24 protein-coding genes and 1 tRNA gene are annotated in these 23041 nt (G+C 63.9%); 3 read left to right on the top strand and 22 right to left on the bottom strand.

All coding sequences use genetic code 11. From position 1 onward, the window contains the following. Positions 1–42: 42 nt before the first annotated feature. The 9 genes from L2U69_RS15100 to L2U69_RS15140 all read right to left on the bottom strand — a co-directional run bounded on the left by L2U69_RS15100 (position 43) and on the right by L2U69_RS15140 (position 6499). Complete coding sequence (locus tag L2U69_RS15100; protein WP_329605409.1) at positions 43–510, bottom strand: 23S rRNA (pseudouridine(1915)-N(3))-methyltransferase RlmH; 468 nt, start codon at positions 508–510, stop codon at positions 43–45. Between the two features lie 19 nt (positions 511–529). After that, entirely contained in the window at positions 530–1009 is a 480-nt protein-coding gene (gene rsfS / locus L2U69_RS15105) for a ribosome silencing factor (RefSeq protein WP_236107950.1), read from the bottom strand. A 69-nt stretch (positions 1010–1078) separates the two neighbouring features. Beyond that, a complete protein-coding gene (locus tag L2U69_RS15110) occupies positions 1079–1714 on the bottom strand; it encodes a nicotinate-nucleotide adenylyltransferase (RefSeq protein ID WP_329605410.1) in 636 nt (211 codons plus the stop codon). Further along, positions 1711–3000 (bottom strand): glutamate-5-semialdehyde dehydrogenase, encoded by a 1290-nt coding sequence (locus L2U69_RS15115; protein WP_236107951.1) that lies wholly within the window; start codon positions 2998–3000, stop codon positions 1711–1713. Before L2U69_RS15115 ends, L2U69_RS15110 begins: the two co-directional genes overlap by 4 nt. A 21-nt stretch (positions 3001–3021) precedes the next feature. Next, positions 3022–4179 carry a glutamate 5-kinase gene (gene proB, locus L2U69_RS15120; protein ID WP_236107952.1) on the bottom strand — a complete coding sequence of 386 codons (1158 nt, stop codon included), beginning with the start codon at positions 4177–4179 and terminating at the stop codon, positions 3022–3024. A 51-nt stretch (positions 4180–4230) separates the two neighbouring features. Then, positions 4231–5295 carry a GTPase ObgE gene (gene obgE, locus L2U69_RS15125; RefSeq protein WP_236107953.1) on the bottom strand — a complete coding sequence of 355 codons (1065 nt, stop codon included), beginning with the start codon at positions 5293–5295 and terminating at the stop codon, positions 4231–4233. Between the two features lie 106 nt (positions 5296–5401). After that, positions 5402–5671 (bottom strand): 50S ribosomal protein L27, encoded by a 270-nt coding sequence (gene rpmA / locus L2U69_RS15130; protein ID WP_236107954.1) that lies wholly within the window; start codon positions 5669–5671, stop codon positions 5402–5404. A gap of 30 nt (positions 5672–5701) precedes the next feature. Next, on the bottom strand, positions 5702–6016 hold the full coding sequence (gene rplU, locus L2U69_RS15135) for a 50S ribosomal protein L21 (protein WP_236107955.1): 315 nt from the start codon (positions 6014–6016) through the stop codon (positions 5702–5704). A 141-nt stretch (positions 6017–6157) separates the two neighbouring features. Then, the gene (locus tag L2U69_RS15140) at positions 6158–6499 is read right to left on the bottom strand and encodes a DUF2293 domain-containing protein (RefSeq protein WP_236107956.1); all 342 of its coding nucleotides are present in this window, start codon (positions 6497–6499) and stop codon (positions 6158–6160) included. 75 nt (positions 6500–6574) lie between these two features. On the opposite strand from L2U69_RS15140, the gene L2U69_RS15145 reads away from it, so the two are divergent. Next, a tRNA-Ser gene (locus tag L2U69_RS15145) sits at positions 6575–6664 on the top strand. A gap of 183 nt (positions 6665–6847) precedes the next feature. On the opposite strand, the gene L2U69_RS15150 is transcribed toward L2U69_RS15145, so the two are convergent. The 13 genes from L2U69_RS15150 to L2U69_RS19290 form a co-directional block, all read right to left on the bottom strand. After that, complete coding sequence (locus tag L2U69_RS15150) at positions 6848–7636, bottom strand: hypothetical protein (protein ID WP_236107957.1); 789 nt, start codon at positions 7634–7636, stop codon at positions 6848–6850. Positions 7637–7644: 8 nt separating this feature from the next. Then, entirely contained in the window at positions 7645–8196 is a 552-nt protein-coding gene (locus L2U69_RS15155) for a hypothetical protein (protein ID WP_236107958.1), read from the bottom strand. Further along, positions 8153–8440 carry a hypothetical protein gene (locus L2U69_RS15160; RefSeq protein ID WP_236107959.1) on the bottom strand — a complete coding sequence of 96 codons (288 nt, stop codon included), beginning with the start codon at positions 8438–8440 and terminating at the stop codon, positions 8153–8155. The genes L2U69_RS15155 and L2U69_RS15160 overlap by 44 nt, the downstream gene beginning before the upstream one ends. A gap of 10 nt (positions 8441–8450) precedes the next feature. Continuing rightward, on the bottom strand, positions 8451–8942 hold the full coding sequence (locus L2U69_RS15165; protein ID WP_236107960.1) for a hypothetical protein: 492 nt from the start codon (positions 8940–8942) through the stop codon (positions 8451–8453). Then, complete coding sequence (locus L2U69_RS15170) at positions 8939–9184, bottom strand: hypothetical protein (protein WP_236107961.1); 246 nt, start codon at positions 9182–9184, stop codon at positions 8939–8941. Before L2U69_RS15170 ends, L2U69_RS15165 begins: the two co-directional genes overlap by 4 nt. Positions 9185–9412: 228 nt before the next feature. Further along, positions 9413–10789 (bottom strand): hypothetical protein, encoded by a 1377-nt coding sequence (locus tag L2U69_RS15175; protein WP_236107962.1) that lies wholly within the window; start codon positions 10787–10789, stop codon positions 9413–9415. A gap of 101 nt (positions 10790–10890) precedes the next feature. After that, positions 10891–11211, bottom strand: a complete 321-nt coding sequence (locus L2U69_RS15180; RefSeq protein ID WP_236107963.1) for a hypothetical protein — start codon at positions 11209–11211, stop codon at positions 10891–10893. Positions 11212–11223: 12 nt separating this feature from the next. After that, on the bottom strand, positions 11224–11478 hold the full coding sequence (locus L2U69_RS15185; protein ID WP_236107964.1) for a helix-turn-helix transcriptional regulator: 255 nt from the start codon (positions 11476–11478) through the stop codon (positions 11224–11226). Positions 11479–11596: 118 nt separating this feature from the next. After that, positions 11597–12076 carry a hypothetical protein gene (locus tag L2U69_RS15190; protein WP_236107965.1) on the bottom strand — a complete coding sequence of 160 codons (480 nt, stop codon included), beginning with the start codon at positions 12074–12076 and terminating at the stop codon, positions 11597–11599. Beyond that, a complete protein-coding gene (locus tag L2U69_RS15195; protein ID WP_236107966.1) occupies positions 12076–13455 on the bottom strand; it encodes a tyrosine-type recombinase/integrase in 1380 nt (459 codons plus the stop codon). The genes L2U69_RS15190 and L2U69_RS15195 overlap by 1 nt, the downstream gene beginning before the upstream one ends. A 608-nt stretch (positions 13456–14063) precedes the next feature. After that, positions 14064–15596, bottom strand: a complete 1533-nt coding sequence (locus L2U69_RS15200; RefSeq protein ID WP_236107967.1) for an AMP-binding protein — start codon at positions 15594–15596, stop codon at positions 14064–14066. Between the two features lie 11 nt (positions 15597–15607). Then, complete coding sequence (locus L2U69_RS15205) at positions 15608–16507, bottom strand: metal-dependent hydrolase (protein ID WP_236107968.1); 900 nt, start codon at positions 16505–16507, stop codon at positions 15608–15610. An 85-nt stretch (positions 16508–16592) separates the two neighbouring features. After that, positions 16593–19361 (bottom strand): LuxR C-terminal-related transcriptional regulator, encoded by a 2769-nt coding sequence (locus tag L2U69_RS19290; protein WP_236107969.1) that lies wholly within the window; start codon positions 19359–19361, stop codon positions 16593–16595. 196 nt (positions 19362–19557) lie between these two features. On the opposite strand from L2U69_RS19290, the gene L2U69_RS15215 reads away from it, so the two are divergent. Next, positions 19558–20634, top strand: a complete 1077-nt coding sequence (locus L2U69_RS15215; protein ID WP_236107970.1) for a WD40/YVTN/BNR-like repeat-containing protein — start codon at positions 19558–19560, stop codon at positions 20632–20634. After that, entirely contained in the window at positions 20631–22982 is a 2352-nt protein-coding gene (locus L2U69_RS15220) for an efflux RND transporter permease subunit (protein WP_236107971.1), read from the top strand. The genes L2U69_RS15215 and L2U69_RS15220 overlap by 4 nt, the downstream gene beginning before the upstream one ends. The last annotated feature ends 59 nt before the right edge of the window (positions 22983–23041 follow it).

Consider the following 23041-nt stretch of genomic DNA (forward strand, 5'->3'; position numbering starts at 1 on the left):
GAACGCCGGGTAAACGAAGCGGGAGCGAAATCGCTCCCTCTCTCATGCCCTGTGATATGGGTGCCCATCCAGGATGGTGCCAGCACGATAGAGCTGCTCCGCGAGCATGGCGCGCACCATCAGATGCGGCCAGGTCGCGGGACCGAATGAATAGCAGAATGCGGCGGCGCTGCGAACCGTGTCGTCGTGACCGTCGGCCCCGCCGACGAGAAACGCGACCTTGCCGACGCCCTGGGCGCGGAAGCGGTCCAGGCGCCCCGCCAGCCCTTCGGACGAGAGCACGTCGCCGCGTCCGTCCATGGCGACGATCGCCGCCCCGGCCGGCACGGCGGCCAGCAGCAGTTCGCCCTCGCGCTTCCGGCGGGCGGTGCCCGAAAGGCGCTTCTCCTCGACCTCGATCATCTCGATCGGCGGTTTCAGACGCCTGGCATAGGTCTCGAACAGGCTGCGCTCGGGATCCTTGGCGCCGAAACGCCCGACCGCGACGAGGGAGAGCCTCAGGCCCAGCATGGCCGGCCGCCGCCCGGCCTCACTCCGTCTCCGGCCGGAAATCGGCCTGCCACATCTTCTCGAGCTTGTAGAATTCGCGCACTTCGGGGCGGAACAGATGGACGATGACGTCGATGGCGTCGATCAGCACCCAGTCGCCGGCCGCTTTGCCCTCGGTCCGGCAGGGGCCCAGCTTGGCCTCGTCCACCGCCTTGACGACATAGTCGGCCAATGCCGTCACCTGACGGCCGGAACGGCCGTTGGCGATGACCATGAAATCGGCGATCGACGACTTGCCGGCCAGATCGATGGTCAGGATCTCTTCCGCCTTGTTGTCGTCCAGCGTCTTCACGATCAGGTCGAGAAGGGTGCGCGCGTCGTCCGACGGCGCGGGCCTGGCCTTCGCCTTCCGCGGCTTCTTGCGCTCCGCCGCCATGTCGACGGCGATCAGGGTGGCGTCGGTCCCGGCCTCGTCCGCCGGCTTCTTGCGCAGACGGATGCGCTTCGGCTTGGCGGGCACGGCGGCGTCGACTTCGGACTCGGTGACGTCTTCCGAGGATTGCTTGCGCGGGGGCAGGATCTTGTCCTCCTAGCGGGCCGGCGCGCGGCCGGCGCGAATGGCGGTGGCGGATGCCGGGTTCAGTTTCATGGTCACGAAGGCCCAGGCGGGCGTCCGTGCGGATCTCAGGGTACGGCGGGCGGGGCCCGTCAGCCGCGCGGCGGCGAAACGATGCGCGGCCGGCGCGCCCAATGCCGCCAGAGAATAGGAAGGCCGGTCGAAGACGGCAACCGGCACATCGTGAAAGATATGCTGCCAATGGCGCCAGCGGTGGATGCCGGCCAGATTGTCGGCCCCCATCAGCCAGACGAAGCGAAGGCGCGGAAAGCGCCGGTGCAGCACGCGGATCGTCTCGGCGGTATAGACGGTGCCGAGGCGGCTTTCGAGATCGGTCGCCAGCAGGCGGGGATGGCCCGCGATCATCGCCTCGGCCGAAGCCAGGCGCGCGGCCTGGGACGCCATTTCCGCCGCCGACTTCAGGGGGTTCTGGGGCGAAACCAGCCACCACACCTGATCCAGTCCCAAGTGGCGCAATGCCGACAGGGCGACGTCGCGATGGCCGGGATGGGCCGGGTTGAACGAGCCGCCGAACAGGCCGATCGACAGCCCGCCGACGGAACCCGCCGTCCTGATCCGCGACAGGGCTGAAACGGCGGGCAGAATCAAGGCCGGATCTGGCCCGTGCCGCGCACCAGATATTTCATGGTGGTGAGCTGTTCCGCCCCGACCGGCCCGCGGGCATGCAGGCGGCCGGTGGAAATACCGATCTCGGCCCCGAAGCCGAATTCGCCGCCATCGGCGAATTGGGTGGAGGCGTTCAGGGTGACGATGGCGGAATCGACCGCGCTCAGGAAGCGTTCGGCCGTCGCCGCGTCCCCGGTCACGATGGCATCCGTATGGCCGCTGCCGTGGCGCGCGATATGGGCGATCGCCCCCTCGACCCCCGCCACCTGTTTCACGGCGACGATGGCTTCCAGATATTCCGTGTCCCAATCGGCGTCGACCGCCGGCACGACGCGGGGATCGGCGGCCTGGGCCGCCCTGTCGCCGCGCACCTCGCAGCCGGCGTCCAGCAGCATCTCGACGACGGCGGACAGCAGGGGGCCGGCGGCTTCGTCGACCAGCACCGTCTCGGCCGCGCCGCAGACGCCGGTGCGCCGCAGCTTGGCGTTGCGCACGATCGCCAGGGCCATCTCGGGGTTGGCCTTGCCGTCGACATAGACATGGTTGTTGCCGTCCAGATGGGCGAGCACGGGCACCCGCGCCTCCGCCTGGACGCGGCCGACCAGGGATTTGCCGCCGCGCGGCACGATCACGTCGATCAGGTCCTGCGCCGCCAGCATGGCGCCGACCATGGCCCGGTCCGCGACCGGCACCAGTTGGACCGCGTCCGCCGGCACGCCATGGGCGGCCATGCCCGAAACGAAGGCGGCATGGATCGCGCGGGACGAATTCAAGGCTTCCGAACCGCCGCGCAGGATGACGGCATTGCCGGAGCGCAGGCAGAGCGCGGCGGCATCCGCCGTCACGTTGGGCCGGCTTTCATAGATGATGCCGATCACGCCGATCGGCACCCGGACGCGCTGGATGCGCAGCCCGTTGGGCCGGTCCCATTCGGCGGCGACCTGATCGACCGGGTCGGCTAGCGCCGCGACGGTCTCGATGCCTTCGGCGATGCCCTCGACCCGCGCCTCGTTCAGCAGCAGGCGGTCGAGGAGGGCATTGGACAGGCCCATGGCCCGGCCGCGCTCCAGATCGACCGCATTGGCGGCGAGGATCGCCGGCGTCGCGGCGCGGATGGCGGTGGCGGCGGCGTTCAGGGCCTCGGTCTTGGTCGCGGCCGGCAGGGTGGCCAGGGTGCGGGCGGCGGCACGCGCACGCGCGCCCATATCCGCCATCAGGGCGGTCGCATCCAGGATCTCGGCGTCCTTGGCCAGGGTCACGTCACGCATGGCTCTTCTTCGGCTTCTTCTTCAGTCGTCTGTCGCGAGGTCGTCGCGATGGATCATCTCGTCCCGGCCACGGTAGCCGAGGATATTCTCGATTTCACCGGATTTATGCCCGGCGATGGCCCGCGCATCCTCGGACGCATAGGCGATCAGCCCGCGCCCCAGCGCCTTGCCGTCCGGCCCGACGACGACGACGGCATCGCCCCGGCTGAATTCGCCCTCGACCGCGCGGACACCGGCGGGCAGCAGGCTCTTGCCCTTGGCCAGCGCCTTGGCGGCACCCTCGTCGACGATCAGGCGGCCCTTCGGCCCCAGGCTGCCGCCGATCCAGAGCTTGCGCGCCTGGCGCGGGCTGCGGTCGGCCAGGAACCAGGTGCAGTTGGCGCCGGCTTCGAGCGCCGAGATCGGGCGTTCGACATGGCCGGAGCCGATCACCATGGAACAGCCGGCGGCCAAGGCCACGCGCGCCGCCGCGACCTTGGTGCGCATGCCGCCGGAGCCGACGCCCGAGACGGGATCGCCGGCCATGGCCTCGATCTGGGCCGTGATGCCGGTCACCGTGTCGAGGCGCCGCGCCGTGGGGTCCGTGCTCGGATTCGCCGTATAGAGCCCGTCGATGTCGGAAAGCAGCACCAGGCAATCGGCGGAGGCGAGTTCGGCCACCCGCGCCGCCAGGCGATCATTGTCGCCATAGCGGATCTCGGAGGTGGCGACCGTGTCGTTCTCGTTGATCACGGGAACGGCGCCCAGCTTCAGCAGGGTGCCCATGGTGCTGCGGCCATTGAGGTAACGCCGGCGGTTCTCGGTGTCGTCCAGGGTCAGCAGGACCTGGGCGGTCGAAATGCCGTGAGCGCCCAGCACTTCCTGCCAGGCATGGGACAGGCGGATCTGGCCGACGGCGGCGGCGGCCTGCTTTTCCTCGAGCTTGAGGACGCCCTTCGGCAGGTTCAGATGACGGCACCCGAGCGCGATCGCGCCGGATGAGACGATGATCACGTCCTGGCCGCGCGCCCTCGCCATGGCGACGTCGGCGGCGACCCCCTCCAGCCAGTGGCGGCGCAGCTTGCCGCTTTCCGGATCGACCAGCAGGGCGGAGCCGATCTTGATGACGATGCGCCCTGCGGCGCGCAGCCGCGCGGCACTGGTGACAAGCTTCGAATGGGGTGTTTCGGCGATGGTCATGGGGATTCCCCCTCGTGTAACGCTACGGATCGGTTCAGCGGGTCCGAAGCGTCACGGTCGCCAGCCCTCCGCCGGGGTCGGGGCGTGGGATTCGCGGTTTTCGAAGGCTTCCTCGGCGCGGCGCGCGCGGATGGGACCGATCGCGTCGCGCAGCATCTCGGTGATGCCCTGGCCGGTCTGGCCCGAGATGACGTGGATCGCCTTCCGCGACTTGCGGGCGGAGCGGGCGATGGCCTTGGCCTTCTCCTCGATCTCCTCGGCACTCATGGCATCGCACTTGTTCAGCGCGATGACTTCCGGCTTGTCGATCAGGCCCTCGCCGTAGTGGCGCAGCTCGCGCCGGATCATGCGATAGGCGGCCTGGGGATCCTCCTGGGTGCCGTCGACCAGATGGATCAGCACGTTGCAGCGCTCGACGTGGGCGAGGAACTGGGAGCCGAGGCCGATGCCGTCGGCCGCACCCTCGATCAGGCCGGGCAGATCGGCCAGCACGAATTCCTCGCCGTCGACCGCGACCACGCCCAACTGGGGCTTCAGGGTGGTGAAGGGATAATCGGCGATCTTCGGCTTGGCGCGCGAGGTCGCGGCCAGGAAGGTCGACTTGCCGGCATTGGGCAGGCCGACGAGACCGGCGTCCGCGATCAGCTTCAGGCGCAGGATGACGGTCATCTCGATGCCGGGCTGGCCGGGGTTGGCGTGGCGCGGCGCCTGATTGGCCGGACCCTTGAAATAGGCGTTGCCGAAGCCGCCGTTGCCGCCCTTGGCCAGCACGATGCGCTCGCCCGCCTTGGTGAAGTCGAACAGGATCTCCTGCTCGTCCTCGTCCATGATCTGGGTGCCCATGGGCACCTTGAGGACGATATCCTTGCCGTTGGCGCCGTGGCGGTTCTTGCCCATGCCGTGAACGCCGGTGCCGGCCTTGAAATGCTGCTGATAGCGATAGTCGAGCAGCGTGTTCAGGTTCTGCACGCATTCGATGACGACATCGCCGCCGCGCCCGCCGTCACCGCCGTCGGGGCCGCCGAATTCGATGAACTTCTCGCGCCGGAACGAGACGCAGCCGGCGCCGCCGTTGCCGCTCTTCACGTAGATCTTGGCGTAGTCGAGGAATTTCATCGTGGTTCAGCCTGAAAAGAAAACGGGCCCGGCGCCTGGCACCGGACCCGCTGAATTCCCGCCTGTCAGCCGCGGGTCCCTGCGGGCCGCGGTGAGGCGCGGCAGATCATTCCGCCGCGACCGGAAGCCCTTCGACCGAGACATAGGTCCGGCCCAGCTTGCCGACGGCGAATTTCACCTTGCCCTCGATCAGGGCGAAGATGGTGTGGTCCTTGCCGATGCCGACATTGGCGCCCGGGTGGAACTTGGTGCCGCGCTGACGGATGATGATGTTGCCGGGGATCACGGCCTCGCCACCGAACTTCTTGACGCCGAGACGGCGACCAGCGGAATCGCGACCGTTACGGGACGAGCCGCCTGCCTTTTTATGAGCCATGGTTTGCTCCTAACTCTCGTAACCGCGCGATCAGGCGACGGCGATGCTGGTGATCTTCAGGACGGTGAGGTCCTGGCGATGGCCGTTCTTGCGGCGCGAATTCTGACGGCGGCGCTTCTTGAAGACGATCAGCTTCGGGCCGCGCGCCTGGCCGACGATCTCGGCCGTGACGGTGGCACCGGCGACCGTGGGCGCGCCGATGGTGACGCTCTCGCCCTCGCCGACCATCAGAACCTGGTCCAGCGACAGGGTGGAGCCCGCCTCGCCTTCGAGGCGTTCGACGGAGATGACATCGTTCTCGGCGACCTTGTACTGCTTGCCGCCGGTCTTGATAACCGCAAACATTCGACCCAGTCCTTCTTGAACAGGTGTTTACCACCTGCTGCCGTCTTCCGCGGCAGGGGCCCGACTGGAGCCCATATATGAACACCGCGATGGACGACGCCCACCGCGAGAGCGCGCACTATAGCGATGCGAAAACCGGTGTCAACGCTTCCCTTCGCCCTGCCGTCCGGCGCCGGGTGGTCCCGCATCCAGCGGATGCCGGCAGCCCCAGCCGCGAAGGACTTCCTCGGTGGCGTCGCGGGTGAAATGGCGCGCGGCGTCGCGGTCATAGCCCTCGGCCAGCAATGCATCGTATTCGGTGAAGCCGTGCCGGGCATAGGCCGCCAGCGCCGCCCAGGCCGCCGCCGGCGGCGAAGCCTGCCGCAGCCCGCGCGAGCCGAGCGCGCGATCGACCACCGCCGCCCGGTCCCGCGCCGGCAGGCCCGGCGCCAATGCCCGAAGCGCCGCCTCGATCGCCGTCCCGCGCCCGCCCGTCCCGCTCATCCGCTCACCCCAAAAAACCTTTGCAACCGCCGCCATCCTCCGCTATCTCTCCCCGCCTCGACGACCCCGTCTCGCGGAGAGGTGCCAGAGTGGTCGATTGGGACGGTCTCGAAAACCGTTGTACCTTCACGGGTACCGTGGGTTCGAATCCCACCCTCTCCGCCAATTACAAAGATAAGCCCTTGATTTTTAAGGGCTTTTTATTTTTGTGGCTCGGCTATTGACGTTTTATTGCCGTTTTGCCGAAGCCCTGCCGATGCCCACAAGGGGCGACAACCCGCCGAAGTCGGACGAAAAAAAAACCCGGCACTAGGCCGGGCAAAAGTCCCCAATGGCACTTGGGTTCGGTTAAAGCTGAACGCGGGTCGAAGCCTTCGCGGCAAGTGTGGGGTTGTAGAAGCTGTTTCGAACTGCCGAAATGGTCTTGGCGAACTTCGCCGGAACATCCATCAAGGTAACGCCCGCTTGCATCTTGGCCCATGCGTCGGGCGCGTGCCGTTCAATCGCCTTGAACTGCAAGTTGCGGTGATTCTCGCTGTTCATGTTTAGAAGGTACGGCTTCGTATTGGCGAACACTGCGGCGGCTTCGCCGTCTTCTTCGACAATCTGCCGAAGCTTGATAGTGCCGTCCGGCTTGCTGGCAAGGTTTGCCATGTGGGCAAGGATATGTTCATGCACGAAACGGCGGGTCGGGTCAAGTCGGAACGTTGCTTGCGCGTCTTCCTGTCCGGCCATAAGTAGATAGTTCGCCCGTTCTTCAATCTTCGCCTTGGTCTTTTCCAAAACTTCCACGGTACGCGCGGCAACTACGCCCGCCGCTTCGTGCTTTTGTACGGTGTTTCGTGTTTCGTCTTTCAACAGCTTGCCGATAGTTTCGACGCCATCGCGCAACGCGATTTGCGCGTTAATTACGTCGGTTGCGGCGTGACTATCGACCTTTTCCGGGTCAGACAATAGGGCTTTTCGGCCCGTTTCGGTGCCAGCCAGCGACAAGAACGACGCGGCTTGTTCGGTTTGTACCAACGAATTTGGGTACGACGGCGCTACGGTGTTGGGTGTTTGGTTCATGATGTTGTCCTTTGCAAAGGTTTGATGCACGAAGCGGAATGCTTCGACGCCTGAACGTTTCGCCGTCATTCGCCCCCTTACTGTTTCCATTCGACGGACAAGCCGCCAGCCTTCGCAATGGGTTTGCCGTCTTCATCGACGTACTGCCGCGTTTCGGTGTCGAAAGTTCTTCCATCTGCGAGTTCGACAAACCTTCGGCCTTTTTCGCCTGCGGGCCGGGGTGCTTCCATGTCGTCGAAGGTGCCCACAATATCGGGCTTCACTTCGGCTGCTGGTTCGTTGGTACGCGACCTTGCGACGGCCTTTAGTTCGGCCTGTTGGCGCGCGGCGGCTGTTTCCCAGTCGGATTCACTGCCGAATGACGGGTACAGCACTACGCGGGGCGCAAGCATCGCCGCCAAGGGGCCTATTTCGCGCTGTAGGGCGTTTCTGTCGATCAGGCTAGGCCCATCTACCAGCCCGGCCCAAAAATCGCCCTGCGGGCTTCCTGTCGCGTCTGCCGGATATTCAAGCTGGCGAAGCTGCAAGCGCGGCGGCTGCAACTTCGCTTCAAGTTTCTTCAATCGACTTTTGAAAATTCGCATTTCAATGCCAACCTTTTTGTTCGAGTGCTTCGATTCGTTTTTCAATCTCCGAATCACCAAGCATTCGCGAAACAATCGACAGCAGATTGCCCAAGCGCGACGCATCTTCGACTTTGATTTTTCCGGCGCGGGCTTCGCGATACAAGCGCGCCGCTTCGTGTGCGCAGTCCGTGACCGTTTGCAGCTTTGCCCGGTGCGACCTGTAAGACTTACGGGGGGTATCGCACAAAGGGCCTTTGCCCGCTGGCGTATCGTCGTCTTCGTCGATCAGAAAATTACCGTTTTCCATCATGCTTTCCTCAAAACTTCCAGCCCATGTACTTGTGAATCAGTTGTGCGGCGAACATTACGGTTTTGCTGTCGTCCTTCCGCAGTTCTTCGCGTATGCGTTTGGTTCGTGCTTCCTTGCGCGCTTGTCGGTATTCGTCGCCATCGTCTTCAATGATTCGTTCAACGCCTTCAAGCAACGATTCGATAAGTTCTTGCGGCGAAAAGTCCGTCATGGTGCGAAGGTCGCATTCCTGCAATCGCATCATTTCGGCAATCACGATGTTGTCTTGCGCGAATTCATCGGCCAGACGCAGCAAGGTTCCTTCGTCATACGGGAAGTAACGGCGCAAGGCTTCTTTAACCGCTTCGTAAAAATGCGCTTGCGGCAGCGGCTTGAACGGGTACTTGCGAACGACGCAGCGCGCAACGCGCTTCTTGATTTCGGCCAAGTCGTCGCCGTATGTTTCCGGCAGTTGTTCAATAATCTTTTCGATTCGTTCGCTACGGCTAAAAATGTTCATTTCGCTGTTCCTTGTTTCTTTTGCTTCGATTGCTTTTGCACGTATGCGATAGGGTGCCCACACTCAACCGCCCGCAACATGCGCTTAATTGCCTTCGATGCTTCGGCAATCATCTGCGAAGCGTTTTCGATGTTGTGCCGACCTTCCATAAACTGAATGTTGATTGCGGCAGCGATAAGCCCGCCTAGCAAAAGTTGCCTATCAGTTTCGGTGATTCGTTCGTCTTTCATTTCGTTGTTCATGTCATTAACCCCTATCTAAACTGTCTAACTGAATTCTGAAAGTAACCAAAATCCGCAAACCCTTGTCACTACTAGCTTTTAACTACATTTTCTAATTTCTAACATTTCTAACTAAGGCCGGGTTCGGCTTGTTTATAGGTGCTATATACCTTATTTCAGTTAGAAAGTTAGAAATCATAGAAACCTTGTAAAACAACAACTTAGCAGTTAGAAAGCACTTAGAAACGATCAGAAAAACGACTTAACTTCGTGTTTGCCTTCGCCTGTAAATTCGTCATAGTTCGTCGGTGCGTAACATTCCGAAGTCGTGTTGAATTTGTCATGCGCATCTTTCGGTGAAACACGTTGCAACTCGCCACAATCGAACAGTTCTTTGATGGTCTTTTTTAGCGTTGCCGTTGCGCCAAGTTTTGCGTTCTTAAATGCGGCATCGCTTGTCAAACGTTTTGATATGTAGCTATACGGAACGACGCCGTTTGCGCGCATTGCTTCAATGCCGACCTTGTAGCGTTGCAGTTCGGCCCAAGGCTTCGAAAACCAATCTTTAATCACTGTCCTAACGCGCATTTGTTGCGTTGTTTCCGACGTTGCTTGTTCGCCTACTTCGCCTTCTTCAAATGCGTTGATAAGCCGTAACGTGTTCGCTTCTTCGAAATCAAGCGCCCATGCAGCTTGGTGTTCATTGATAACCGGCGCGTATGGGTTGCAGCCAATCGCAACCAGTGCGGCGAGTCGATAGGCTTTTTCGTTGCGTCGCGACCAAAGCGCCTTTTCAACTTCGGGAATCAGCTTCGAATTCATTTGTTCAAGGTGGAATTCTTCGGCGTACTTGAATTGTCTTTGCGCGCCGTCGTCCAATAGGACGGGCTGAAATTCGTTCCGGCTGCTAAGCGTCAAAGTGTGGGCACATAGCGTTGCAAGGTTTGCAATCAACGCCGGGTCGGTATAGCGGTTCAGGTTCAGCGGCGGAACTTCGCCGGTATATTCAACAACGCTCATGCGTGTAATGAATCCCGAAAGTACGTGGCGTTCGTCAAACGATCTGCGAAACTCCGAAGGCGTGCTATCGCCAAGCAGCGTGAATGCCGCGCCTTTCGGTACTTCGATGTTCTTTGCGTTGTCCGAATAGGCAATCATCGGAATTTTCCCGTTCGGCCCGGTTTTGCTGTATGCGTCAAGTAGTGTGGCAAGAAGTGCTTTCGAATTCGGGTCGGCCTTCGGGCTGCAAAGCTGTTGAATCAGGTTCCATGCTTCGCCTTGATGGCTTACAAAGCAGGGGTTCGCGGCAAGTGCCTTGAAGAATGCCGCTGCGCTTACTGGCCTAGGGCCGAAGAAGTTTGCGGCGGGTACGATCTTGCGGACTTCTTCAAGCAGTCGAACGATTGCGCCGCTCATGCTGTCCTTGCCGGTGCCAGTGCCAGCCAGCAACAGCAAGTACACGTTCAGCCCCATGCCGTTGACGTGGTAGGTTCTGCCCACAATTCCGGCGACAAGCGCCAGCGCAGCGACTAGGGACGCTTCCCAAATCGGGCGGGGCGAGTTGTTGAATATGTCCTTGCGGATTTCTTCAACTAGGTCATACGGCTGGTTGCTTTCGTGTGCCATTCGTTCGTTCTTCTGGTCAATTCGGCAATACAACGGCAATAGCTACGCCAAAGTTCGCCAAGTGCTTATAAATACGTTGTTTCAAGCGGAACATGTCTCCGCTATGCCTGCGATTTCGGCCATTCGCCACGCAATCGGGCGGCTTCGTCGGCGTCGGCTTGGGCCTTCGCTTCGATGGCTTCGGCTAGCTGCTTGCGCGTATGGTCAATATCGACGGGCGGCGGCAGGGCTTCGAACTGGCCCGCGTAGTGCAATGCCCTTTCGATTTCCGGCAACGGTTCCTTAATGTGGGCACAATGCCCGCCGATGAAGAATGCGAAGGTGCCGCCGTTGGGCGTGTCGCTGTATTTGAATTCGGCAACGCTGCCGCTATTCAGCATTACGGGCTTGCCGGTTGCTGCGTCGGTTACTTTGATGAACATTGCGCCGCCCCCTTAGTCCGTAGATTCGACGGAAAGGCGCTGTCTGGCTTCGGTCAGTTCAACGACAAGCGCGCGGATTTCGTCTTTTGATTTGCCTTGAATGCGCGCGGTCAACACGGCGTTGCATTCGTGTTCCGGCCATGCGGCGAACTTGGGGCCAAGTTTCAAAGGGCGTGGAAAAAGACCTTCGGCCATCCATTCGTAAATGGTCGGTCTTGCAGCGCCGAATTTCTTTGAAACGTCGGGCTGTCTCAGAAGTGCAAGCATTGTTTGTGTCCTCACGAATTTGCATGTGTCTGCATGTGAGGGACACTTTAGGGACGGGCGCGGATTGGGTATGCCGCGATACCCGTCTATTTCGCGGCATGGGGTGGCGTGGCGGTTGCTACCGGGCGCGTTTGCTGCCGGTCAAGGCTTCCGATAGCCAGTCTTGCAGCGTTTCGCGGTTCGGCTGGCGTTCTTCTTCGTAACCTTCGGCGGTCATTTCGGCTTTTACTGCCATAACGATTTGTTCCGGCTTCAACCCGGCTTCGTTGTACGTGCCAAGGTGCCAAAGCCTACTTTGCCAATGCGCCTTGAACTGACGGCTATACGGGCTGTTTTCGCCGCGACGCTTGTTCAATCCAAGCCGCTGCAAGAATTCGGCGCTGTTACCGGCCCGGCCAAGTTCGCGATTCGGCTTGCTGAATTCGATAGCCAGTCCAAGCCAGCTTGCCAGTTCGGGCGGCAGTGGTTCGCCTTTTTCCAAGTGCGTTTGCACGTCTTCAAGCATCGCCCACGCTGCGGCTTCGGTGCTGCCGTCGTGCAAGCCGTCGTCATGCAAATACGGCTGTTTCGGGTCAAATCCGAAAGGAAGCTTTGCCATTACGCAACCCCCTTCTTCATCGCAACGACGTTGCTTGCGGCTACTTGTCCGCAGTAGTTCGCCCAATCCTGCATCATTGCGCGCCGGGCTTCGCGCATGTCGGAACGGCTGTACGCCTGTTCGACGGCGCTTCCTACCGTGTGGGCAAGTGCGATTTCGGCGGCTTCGCGCGTGTGGCCGTGCTTGTAACCTTCGTCGTTGTACCAATCGCGGAACGCCGACCGGAAGCCATGCACGACGGCAACGCGGCCTGATTTCGGGTCAATCCAACCGATGCGCCCGGCCTTCGTTTCGTCTTCGTGCATACGGCGCATAAGCTGCGTCAAGGTCATGTCGGACAGTTCGCCGCCGCGCGGGGCCGGGAACAGTAGATTGTTGCCCACAATGCGGGGCAGTGCCTTTATCAGCTTCACGGCGTCGTCTGACAGGGTTACGACGTGTTCCCGCTTGGCCTTCATGCGGCTGGCTGGAACAACCCATGTGGGCGAAGGGCCGTCAAGGTCGTGCAGTTCGTCCCATGTTGCGCCGCGAACTTCGCCCGACCGTGCGGCGGTCAGAATGGCGAATTCCAGCGCCCGCGCCGATATGCCTTCGCGCTTGCGAAGTTCGGCCATGAACGCGCCCGTTTGCTTGTGCGGCAACGCCGGTTGCTTTTCCTTCGCGTCTTTCTTTTGCTTGCCTAGTGCGTGCTGAACGAAGGTCAGCGACGCGGGGTTGTCGCCCTTGTAGGCATCTTCGTTGCGCGCATAGGTAAAAACGGCTTCGATACGCCCGCGAAGGCGCGACGCTGTTTCGCGTTTCGTCTGCCAAATGGGTTCAAGCGCCTTTGCTACGTCGTGCCGGGTTAGTTCGTCGATCTTCCGGCCATCGTTCAAGAACGGGTAAGCGTATGTTTCAAGCGTTGATTGCCATTGCGCGATAGCCTTGGCGTTCCGCAGTTCGTCGGACTTCTGCGCTATGACGATTTCGGCGCATTCCTTGAAGGTCTTGCGGCGGTCGTGTTCGGCTTGCGCTTCCAGCTTCGCGCGGCGTTCGGCTTCCTTTGCTTCTAGCGGGTCAATGCCGGAACGAACCAACGCGGCCAGCTTCGCCGCTTCGGTGCGGGCTTCGGCAAGCGTCATGCTTCCCCAAGTCAAGGTCACGTCGCCCCATTGCGGCGTGTGGCGGCCTTGCTTGCCGAAGTCGGCCAGATTGACCGGGCCTAAGCCCATGCCGCGCCGCTTGCCGCGTATGGTGTACTTGAAGACCCATGACTTTGTGCCGGTCGGGCCGATTTGCAGGTACAGCCCGCCGCCGTCGCTGTAGAAGCCGGGGCGCATTTCGTTCTTCACTTGAAGCGGCTTCAAGCGGTTGTCGGTCGTCTTGCGTTCGTATGCCATGTCTGCACCTGTATTGTCGTTCTATTGCCGAATTTTGGCATAAACACGCAGACAGTTCAAGGCCGGTGCAGACAAAAATAGTTCGTAAGTGCTTGGCACGCATAGTAAAAAATATATTTATGCGGACTAATGCAGACAAATACAAAGCGGACACCCTCTCCGCCACTTCCTCGTCGCTCACGACAGTCCCGCGTTGCTCGACGTCTCCGCGAGGGCGGCCCTGCGGCCGGTCGCGCGCTTGCGCTCCGGGCGGCGAATTCGAACGTTCGTCCGAACCCTCCACCATCATCTCGCCCAGCCGTATCCATAGCAGGAAGCCGCCGCCGGCGCCCCGAGGCCGGCGGGATGGTCGGAAAGACCGTGCGCCAACCCCGTCCGGTGACGGCGGAGCGTGACGATATCATCGCGATCGTGATTCAGGCCCGGCGCGGCCGTGCGCGCCGGGCGACCGGGTTGCTTCGGCCCGATCAGGCTGATCGAGGGTGCCCGCCGCCTCGCCGACGGGACCCCGGCGATGACGGTGGGCAATCGGGATTTCGCCGAGGCGATCGCCGGAACCCCGATTCACCCCGCGCCCGAGGAAGGCCGAGCAGGGATGCCCGGCTGGATCAGCCGACGCGACGCTCCCGACCTTGCCAATAGGGCTCGCGCAATTGGCGTTTCAGGACCTTGCCGGCCCCGTTGCGCGGCAGGGCGGCCACGAAGTCGATACCCCGGGGCATCTTGAAGCCGGCCAGACGCTCGCGGCAGAAGTCCAGGATGTCGTCTGCGTCCGGTTCCGTGCCGATGCGTGGCACGACGATCGCCTGGACCGACTCGCCCCAATGGGGATGGGGCACGCCGACGACCGCCACCTCGGCCACCATCGGGTGTTCGGCGATGACGCTTTCGACATCGAGCGACGAGACGTTCTCGCCGCCGGAGACGATGATGTCCTTGATGCGGTCGACGACATAGAGATAGCCGTCGGCGTCGAGACGGCCGGCGTCGCCCGTGTGCAGGAAGCCGTCGCGAAGACTGTCCGCCGTGTCGTCGGGTCGGCGCCAGTAACCGGCCATGACATGGCCGCTGCGCACCACGATCTCGCCCACCTCGCCCGCCGGCAGGACCGCGCCCTCGGCATCGACGATGCGCAGGTCCGTGCCCGCGACCGGACGGCCCGCCGCCGACAGGAGTTCGCTTCGGCCGGCCGCGAAGGCCTTACGATAATCCTCGGGATTGAGGGTCGAGATGACGCTGTGGGTCTCGGTCATGCCGTAGATCTGGCCGAGGTCGCAGCCGAAGCGCCGGGCCGCGCGCTGCAACAGGTCGGGCGAGATCGGCGAGGCGCCGAACAGCAGGCTGCGCAGGCCGGAAAAATCCCGGCCCGCGGGCAGGGGCGTCGCGGCGCAGGCCTGGATCATGGTGGGGACCATCACGGCGTGAACGGGGCCCGGGCCCGACATCTGCTCCAACGCGTCCTGGGGTGAGAAATCCCGCCGCAGCACCAGCGTCGCGCCGTTGTAGAGGCCGAACAGGGTGACGAAGACGCCGCCGACATGGAACAGCGGCAGGCATTGATAGAGCCGCTCGCCGGGGGCGACGCGCACACCGAGGGACGCGGAGACCGCCGCCTGCTGCGCCAGCGCGTTGGCCCTGGTCAGGACGACGCCCTTCGGCCGGCCCGTGGTGCCCGACGTATAGATCTGGAGATAGGCGCCGGGCGCTTCGTCCTGTTCCGCGATCCGCGCGGGCGGCGCCGGCCAGGAGCCGATCTCGCCCGCCGTCAGGCTTTCGATCGGGATGCACGGCCAGTCGCCCAGCTTCGGCCGGAATTCCTCCTCGAAGAAGACCATGGCGGCATGGCTGTCCTTCACGATCCAGTCGAGTTCCGGCGCCGCCAGCCGGTGGTTCAATGGCACCAGCACGGCCCCCGCCATGGCGGCGCCGAAGAGGAGGACGAGGATCTCCGCCCGGTTCTTGGAAAGGACGGCGATGCGGTCGCCGGGACGATAGCCGCTGGCCGCCAGACTGTCGGCGAAGCGCCGGGCGCTCTGCCACAGCGTGCCGTAGTGCCAGATGCCGGCGTCGGTTTCGGCGGCAACGGTGTCCGGGGCCGCGCCGGCGTGGAAGGCGAGCGCATGGTGGATCTCGAAGGTCATTGTTTCCGCCGTCAGTTGGTCCGCAGGATGAGGTCCATCTTCTCGCGGTCGATGGCGAGGACGTCGCCGCCGTCGCCCTCGAACTTGCGCCAGGCGACCGCGATCGGGTTCTGCCGGTCGGTGACCAGCGGATGGTTGCGCGGGTGATAGCGCCTGGACATGACCGGCTTGGCCAGCCACAGCATCCGCAGCAGCGTGCCGACCACGAACTTCGTCGACTTCCAGGCCCGCCACGGATTGCGCAGATAGCCGCTCTGCCTGGCCATGTGGAAATAGGCGCGCAGGGTCTCGCCCGCGATGTGCTTCAGGGCGACCAGCACCATGTATTTGCGGTACCACTCGTGCTTACCGTAGAGCTTCTTGTAGACGTCGAAGGCGACCGCGCCGTGCTCGACCTCCTCGACCTGGTGCCAGACCCACATGGCCTTGATGGTCGGATCGGAATCCGAGAACCATCTGTCGTAATTGTCCAGCACGACCATGCCGGCGAGGAAGGTGAAAGTCTCGTAGCCGGCGGTGAAGGCGGCCTGGCGGCGCGGCGAATCCGTCTTCAGATGCTCGATGAAGAAGTCGCGCGCCTCGGCGTCGAAATCCGCCGCCCGGGGATAGGTGGCGGCCAGGAACCTGTTGTAGGCGATGAAGTTCTTCGCGTGATGGGCCTCCTGACCGATGATGCCCGACATCGCCTCGCGCAGTTCGGGATCGTCGACCGAAGCCTTGGCCCTGTTCAAGACCCGGATCAGATAGCGCTCGAAATAGGGCACATGGATGCCGAGCGCGTTGAGGAACATCGCGAATTCCGGGCAGGAACGGCTCCAAACCGGGTCCTTGCCGGCCAGACCGTCGACATCGAATTCAAGCGGCCGAACCGGAAAATGGTCCATCGGATGACGCGGGCTCTCTCCCGACATGACATGCCTCCCTCGTATTTCTCTGTATGGGGAGGATGATGTCCGGGCCCGGAAGAAACGCCGATCTTTTGATGGGGCGGTGGCCCTAAATCAGTGACATCGCCTTGGCCTTGGCCACCGCCGCGGTCCGGTTGCGGACGCCGAACTTGCTGTAAATATTGTGCAAATGCCATTTCACCGTCGGCTCGGAGACGAGCAGGATCTTGGCCAACTGGCGGTTGTCGTGGCCGGCGCCGACATGGCGCAGGATCTCGATCTCGCGCGACGTCAGATTGTCGATCGCCGCCGCCTCGGGCAGGGCCGAGGCTTCGGCCCCGGGCGCCGCCGGCTTGCCGGCGAGCAGGCGGCGCAGGCGGCTTTCGAAACCGATGCTGATCTGGCCGACGGCCGCGGCCTGGGTCCGGCTTTCGATGATCTCGTCGAGGACGGGGATCAATCCGGCGCCGACGGCGACCAGCGGATAGGCCATTTCCTCGGGCGCGGCGAGGGCCAGCGCCTTGTCCAGTTCCCGCGCCGCGTCGGCGTAGCGCCCGGCCTTCCACAGGGCCAGGGCACGGATGCCGCGCACCAGGCACAGGCGATTGTCGCGATGCTCGGACGCCAGGGTCATGGTCAACGGTGTCAAGATCTGCAGCGCGTGGTCGGTCCGGCCCTCGGCGACGGCAATGCGGCCTTCCAGGATCTTGATCGGTTCGCGCCAGTTGCGGCGCTGATCGCCGCGCATCAGGGGGTGTTCCCGGCTGCTCAGCTTGGTCCGCACCACGGTCTCGACCGCGCCGGTGACGTCGCCCGCCGTGAGCTGGAGGCTCGCCTCCTCCGTCGCGAGGGCGACGAAGAGGCGCGGCTGTTCGGTCGAGATGGCGATGTCCTGACCGTTCTGAAGCGTTCGCCGGGCCCGCACCAGATCGCCCGTGAAGGCATGCATGCGCGCCTCGTTGCGATAGGCACGCAGCAGGGGCTCCATCGGGCCGAACAGGTTGGTGAAGCTGGAGGTTACCTGAAGCGAGTCGGCGACCCGGTCGAATTCGCAGCGCTGGACATGCACCTCGGCGCTGACGAGTGCCGCCAGGGCGCCGAAATAGGTTTCCTGATCGACATGGTCGCGCGCGCTCGCCTCGGCGCGGCGCGCGAGGTCGGCGGCGGTGCCCAGGCGCCCCTGTTCGGCCGCCGTGCAGCCGCCCAGGAAATCGGCCCAGACCGTGGCATAGACCGCCTCCGCCCGACTGCCGTGCAGATAGGCGTCCGCCGCCGCCTGCAACGCCTTGTCGAGGGTCAGATCGGTCAGATAGGAATAGGCCATGCAGTTCGAGATCGAGGCGATCAGGAAGGGCTCGCTGTCGGGCAGCGTCGCCCTGATGGCGCGCGATCCGGCCGCCGAGTAATCGGGCCGGTCACCGCAGACCTTCGCGATCCACTTGGTCACCTCCGCCGTCCAGAGCAGCTGTTCGCGGCTGCGTCCGTCCAGCTCCACGTTGGGATCGTCGGAATTGATCAGGGCCTCCACCTCCTCGACCACCGAGACGGCGCGATTGCATTCGCGCGAGAAGGTCAGGGACCAGGCGTGATTGAGGGCGATGACGGGGTGGTTGCGGGCGAAGGCCGGCGGCAGGGCCCGCATCCAGGCCAGCACGGTCTGATGGTCGCCGTAATGCTGGGCGACGCGCGGCGCATGGGTGACGATCAGGCGCGCCGCCTCGGAGAAATGGCCGGCCTGGAGGAAATACTGGATCGCCTCGGTCAGATGGCCGTTGTGCTCGCACCAGTTGGCGGCCTTGACGCAGATGGTCTCGAAGCTGCCGGGCTCGTCCCGCTTCAGCATGGCGACCAGGAAGTCGGCGAAGAGGTGATGATAGCGGAACCACCGCCCCTCCCGGTCGAGGGGGATGATGAACATGCTGGAGCGTTCCAGCAGAGCCATCATCTCGCCGCTCTGCGGATGTCCCGAGACCTCCTGGCACAATTCGGGTGACATGCGGCTGAGCGGTGCCGTGCGCAGCAGGAATTTCTTCGTCGCCTCGGGCTGGAGCCGCATCACCCGTTCGACCAGATAGGCGGCGAGGTCGCGGTCCTTGCCGGAGAAGCCGTGGATCAGGTCGCGCGTGGAGCCCCGGCCCCGGCTGAGCGCCAGCGCCGCGAGCTGCAGGCCGGTCGCCCAGCCCTCGGTCGTCGTGTTCAGTTCGGCGATTTCCGACGACGACAGGTCGAGGGCATTGGCCGTGTTCAAGAGTTCGAACGCTTCGGTATGGGAAAACCGCAGTTCCTGCTGGCCGATCTCGAGCAGGGTGCCGTCCAGCCGCCGCTTGGTGATCGACAGCGGCGGCTGCAGCCGGCTGGCGATGACCAGCTTCAGGCACGGCGGATGATTGGCGATCAGCCTGTCCATGAATTCGATCACCATCGGATGGGTGATGTGATGGAAATCATCGAGGAACAGCGCCGTCGGCTTGGCGCATTCCGACATCTCCCCGAGCACCGAGGCGAAGATGTCGCGCATGTCGCGCGCCATGTTGCCGCGAAGCACTTCCGCCTCGCGCTCGCCGAAACCGGGCATGGCCCTTTGCAGCGTGCCGATCAGATAGGTGGCGAAGGCCGACGGCTCGTCGTCTTCCGCGTCGACCGTGAGCCAGGCGGTCCGCGTCCCGTTCTCCGCGAAATGCTGATGGATGTGGGCCATGGTCGTCGACTTGCCCGAGCCGGCGGCGGCGACCACCGTCATCAGCGAAAGCGGGGTCCGCGTCTCCAGAAAGCCCTCGTAGAGATGCGCGCGGCGCAACAGCCGCTTGTCAGCGATGGGCGCGTTCAGTTTCGTCTGGATGATTCTGTTGCGCCAGAGTCCGTTCTCGTTCTTGGCCACAGGCATTTCCCCCAACCGGTAGCTCCGGGTGTGTGCCGCGCTCGCCTTCCCGCCGAGCGCGCGCCCCTTTTTGTTTGGTAGCCCACCATAAGATAATGGGATCAGCCGAGACCCCAACCAATTTGTCGGGGTTCACCCCATTCCGCCCTCGAATACTGCCGGGAACGAATAAGGCAATCCGGGGAGGATCGGGCCCATGAGCGGCGGCTACCGTCTCAATCATTCATCATGCGCGGGCCACGCGACGCCGTCGCGGCGCGCATTCTGTGCCGTCGCTGCGGCGGGCGCCGGCCTCATGCTCGCCGGCGTGCCGTCGGCGGCGCGGGCGACCGCTCTGCGCGAATTTCCCGACGACCTCTTCGGCGTCGCGGCCTTCGACGACCGCAACCTCGTCGCCGTCGGCTATCACGGTGCCGTCAAGATTTCGGCCGACGGCGGCGAGACCTGGCGCCGCAGCGATTTCGACGTTCCGGAACTCCTGCGCCGCGTGGTGGCGATGGACGGGGGCGCCGCCTTCACCGTGGGCCATCAGGGGGGCGTATTCGGTTCCACCGACCACGGCGCGTCCTGGCAGGAATTGCATCGCGAGCCCGGGCTCTATCTGCGCGCGCTCGCCTTCGCCGATGCCGCCACCGGGTGGGTCGTGGGCCACGAGGGCACCATCCTGCGCACGACCGACGGCGGCCGGCGCTGGCAGCGCCAGGCGCTGGCCGACTATACCGGCCGCGATCTGCCGCGCCTCAGCGGCGTCGCCGTGCTGGACGCGCGGCGCGCGATCACCGTCGGCGAGTTCGGCGTCGTCGCGCGGACCCTCGACGGCGGCGCCACCTGGAATGTGGCGAGCTACCGCGAGTTTCCGACGCTGACCGACATCGCCATGCGCGGCGACCGGGGCCTGGCGGTCGGCCTGAACGGAACCCTGCTGACCGTCACGATCGCGGCCGACGGCGGCATCGGCCTTGCCCCGGTCGCCACCGGCATGGAGAAACATCTCCTCGCCGTCTCGATCGGGCCGGACGGCCGCGCCCTGGTCGCCGGACAGGGTGTAATCCTGGACGGTACCGCCGAACACCTCTCGCCGGCCGCCGTCGGCGCCGGTTTCGACGCGGACCACAGCTGGATCGGCGGCGTTCTCGCGCGGGGCGACGGCACGGCCTTCGGTGTCGGGCAATACGGCACGATCCTCCGTGCCGCGGCCCATCAGGGGGCATTCGGGCCGGTCGGTCGCAAGCCCGCCGCGACGCCCGCCACCCAGCAGGAGATCGACCAATGATCGCGCAGCGGATCGCCCGTCTCGTCACGCGGCGCGCCCTCTGGGTCGTCGTCTCGATGTTCATCGTCACCGCCATTCTCGCCCATGCCTCCTTCACCCAGCTCTCGCTGAAGGTCGTGCTCGAGGCGATGCTGCCGGTGCAGCACCAGAACGTTCAGCTGATCGGCCGCTTCGGTGCCCAGTTCGGCGGCGCCAACACCACGCTGATCATGGTCGAGAACACCAAGGGCTCGATCTACAGCGAGGCGTATCTCGAGGCGTACAAGCGCATCGCCGATCAGATCTACTACTATCCGACGGTCAACCGCCCGCTGGTGCAGGCGCTGACCCTGCGCAAGACCAAGGCGGTGGTCGGGTCCGCCGGCCGCATCGACATCAATGCGATCGCCTGGCCTAACCTGCCTTCCACCGAGGCGCAGTGGACCGCCTTCGAGGCGGCCGTGAAGGCGCAGTATCGGGGCACCCTGGTCTCCGACGACGAGCGCGCCGCCATGGTGGTGGCCGATTTCGCCGACGACACCGACTATGCCGCCCTCGTTTCCTTCATCGAGGAGATCGGCGCCAAGGAAGCCGGTGCCGGCATCGTCGTGCGCATGGTCGGGCGGCCCGTTCTTCTCGGCACGATCGACCAGAACCTGAATGCGACGATCGGCCTGATCGCCGTCTCGCTCGTCTTCTCCGGTCTCATTCTCTGGTTCTATTTCCGGTCTTGGATGGGCGTCCTGGTGCCCATGCTGACCGCCGCCATCGGCACGGTCTGGGGCACCGGCGCCATGGCCCTGGTCGGTTACAATCTCGATCCGCTGCTGATCATCCTGCCGGTCTTCGTCTTCGCCATCGTGCTGTCCCACTGCGTGCAGTTCATGTCGCGCGTGTTCGAGCGCCTGCAGACCGGCATGGCGATGCAGGAGGCGGTCGCGGGCGGCCTGGCCCAGGTCTTCGTACCCAGCCTGACCGCCATCGTGGCGGCGGCCGGCGGCTTCTTCGTGCTTCTGCTGATCGGCATTCCGACTCTCCAGATCCTCGGCATCATCTGCGGCGCCTGGCTGCTGGCGATCGCCCCCGCCCTGATGCTGACGGCGGCCGTGCTGTGCCTGATGCCGCGCCCGCGCAAGTTCCGCGCCCGCACCACCTGGGCCGAGACCATGTGGCGCTTCGCGCGCTTCGACCGCTATCCGGCCGTGGTTCTGGCCGTCACCGTCGGGCTTCTCGGCGCCGGCTACTTCGGCGCGCAGAAAGTCGTCATCGGCGATGCCATCGGCAGCCCGATCCTGTGGCCCGATGCGCGTTACAACCAGGACAATGCCGTGATCAACGGCCGTTTCGCCGCGGTCGGCACCGATACCATGTACGTCTATGTCGACGGCCCGCCCAAGACCATGGTGGAGCCGGCCGTCTATCGCGGTCTCGAGGAACTGGACCGCCATGTCTGGCGGCGCGTGCCGCAGGCGCGCATGGGCCTCAGCCTCGTGCCCATGATCAAGGCCGTGAACAAGGTTCTCTACGAGGGCGACCCGTCCTATGCCTTCATCCCCAATTCGCCGGAAGAAGTGGGCTTCAACATCTATCTGCTGAGCTCGCGGGGCGAGCCGGGCGACTTCTCGGCGATCACCAACGACCAGTGGGAGATCGGCAATATGGCCATCCCCCTGGACGACAAGACCGGCGCCACCGTCGATGTCGCGACCTCGACCGCGCGGGATTTCATCGCACGCATGGATCCCCTGCCGAACGGGGCGAAACTGCTCGCCGCCGGCGGCCAGGTCGGCATCGCCGAGGCGATCAACGACGAGATCAAGGACACCAAGGACATCATCCTGATCGCCATCGTCGCCTTCATCATGGCGAGCGTGCTGATCGCCTTTCGATCGGTCACCGTCGCCGCCGTGCTGTGCTGCGCCCTCCTGACCTCGACCTATCTGACCGACACCTTCATGTGGCTGATGGGGATCGGTCTCAACATCAACACCCTGCCGCTCGCGGCACTCGGCGTCGGGCTCGGCGTCGACTACGGCATCTACATCCTGCACCGGGTGAAGGAGGCGCTGGCCGAGGGCCACAGCTATGAGGAGGCGGTGCGCGAGTCGCTGCGCATGGCCGGCAACGCGGTCATGATCACCGCGATCACCATGATTGCCCCGGTCATGCCCTGGGCCTTCTTTTCCGCGCTGAAGTTCCAGGCCGAGATGGGCGTCCTCCACGCCGTGGTGCTGTTCTTCAACATGATGGCGGCGCTGATCTTCGTGCCCTGCGTCGTCCTGCTGTTCCGTCCCGCGGCATTGCGCCAGGGACACGGCCGTCCCGTGCTTCGCGGCCGCGAGGCGGCCCTCGGCGAAGGCGCCGAATAGAACCCATTGAATTACACAAGCCGGAAAGCGGCGACACGACACCAGGACGGAAAGGGCTG

It is taken from the genome of Zavarzinia marina (genome assembly GCF_021568905.1).
In the GTDB taxonomy this organism is placed as follows: Bacteria; Pseudomonadota; Alphaproteobacteria; order Zavarziniales; family Zavarziniaceae; genus Zavarzinia; species Zavarzinia marina.

Coding starts and splice junctions, on each gene's coding strand:
- L2U69_RS15220 (WP_236107971.1), top strand. CDS start 20,631: ATGATCGCGCAGCGGATCGCCCGTCTCGTCACGCGGCGCGCCCTCTGG.
- L2U69_RS15160 (WP_236107959.1), bottom strand. CDS start 8,440: ATGGAAAACGGTAATTTTCTGATCGACGAAGACGACGATACGCCAGCG.
- L2U69_RS15215 (WP_236107970.1), top strand. CDS start 19,558: ATGAGCGGCGGCTACCGTCTCAATCATTCATCATGCGCGGGCCACGCG.
- obgE (WP_236107953.1), bottom strand. CDS start 5,295: ATGAAATTCCTCGACTACGCCAAGATCTACGTGAAGAGCGGCAACGGC.
- L2U69_RS15150 (WP_236107957.1), bottom strand. CDS start 7,636: ATGACGGCGAAACGTTCAGGCGTCGAAGCATTCCGCTTCGTGCATCAA.
- rplU (WP_236107955.1), bottom strand. CDS start 6,016: ATGTTTGCGGTTATCAAGACCGGCGGCAAGCAGTACAAGGTCGCCGAG.
- L2U69_RS15115 (WP_236107951.1), bottom strand. CDS start 3,000: ATGCGTGACGTGACCCTGGCCAAGGACGCCGAGATCCTGGATGCGACC.
- L2U69_RS15185 (WP_236107964.1), bottom strand. CDS start 11,478: ATGCTTGCACTTCTGAGACAGCCCGACGTTTCAAAGAAATTCGGCGCT.
- L2U69_RS15165 (WP_236107960.1), bottom strand. CDS start 8,942: ATGAACATTTTTAGCCGTAGCGAACGAATCGAAAAGATTATTGAACAA.
- L2U69_RS15175 (WP_236107962.1), bottom strand. CDS start 10,789: ATGGCACACGAAAGCAACCAGCCGTATGACCTAGTTGAAGAAATCCGC.
- proB (WP_236107952.1), bottom strand. CDS start 4,179: ATGACCATCGCCGAAACACCCCATTCGAAGCTTGTCACCAGTGCCGCG.
- L2U69_RS15205 (WP_236107968.1), bottom strand. CDS start 16,507: ATGTCGGGAGAGAGCCCGCGTCATCCGATGGACCATTTTCCGGTTCGG.
- L2U69_RS15170 (WP_236107961.1), bottom strand. CDS start 9,184: ATGAACAACGAAATGAAAGACGAACGAATCACCGAAACTGATAGGCAA.
- L2U69_RS15180 (WP_236107963.1), bottom strand. CDS start 11,211: ATGTTCATCAAAGTAACCGACGCAGCAACCGGCAAGCCCGTAATGCTG.
- L2U69_RS15140 (WP_236107956.1), bottom strand. CDS start 6,499: ATGAGCGGGACGGGCGGGCGCGGGACGGCGATCGAGGCGGCGCTTCGG.
- L2U69_RS15195 (WP_236107966.1), bottom strand. CDS start 13,455: ATGGCATACGAACGCAAGACGACCGACAACCGCTTGAAGCCGCTTCAA.
- L2U69_RS15190 (WP_236107965.1), bottom strand. CDS start 12,076: ATGGCAAAGCTTCCTTTCGGATTTGACCCGAAACAGCCGTATTTGCAT.
- rpmA (WP_236107954.1), bottom strand. CDS start 5,671: ATGGCTCATAAAAAGGCAGGCGGCTCGTCCCGTAACGGTCGCGATTCC.
- L2U69_RS15200 (WP_236107967.1), bottom strand. CDS start 15,596: ATGACCTTCGAGATCCACCATGCGCTCGCCTTCCACGCCGGCGCGGCC.
- L2U69_RS15100 (WP_329605409.1), bottom strand. CDS start 510: ATGCTGGGCCTGAGGCTCTCCCTCGTCGCGGTCGGGCGTTTCGGCGCC.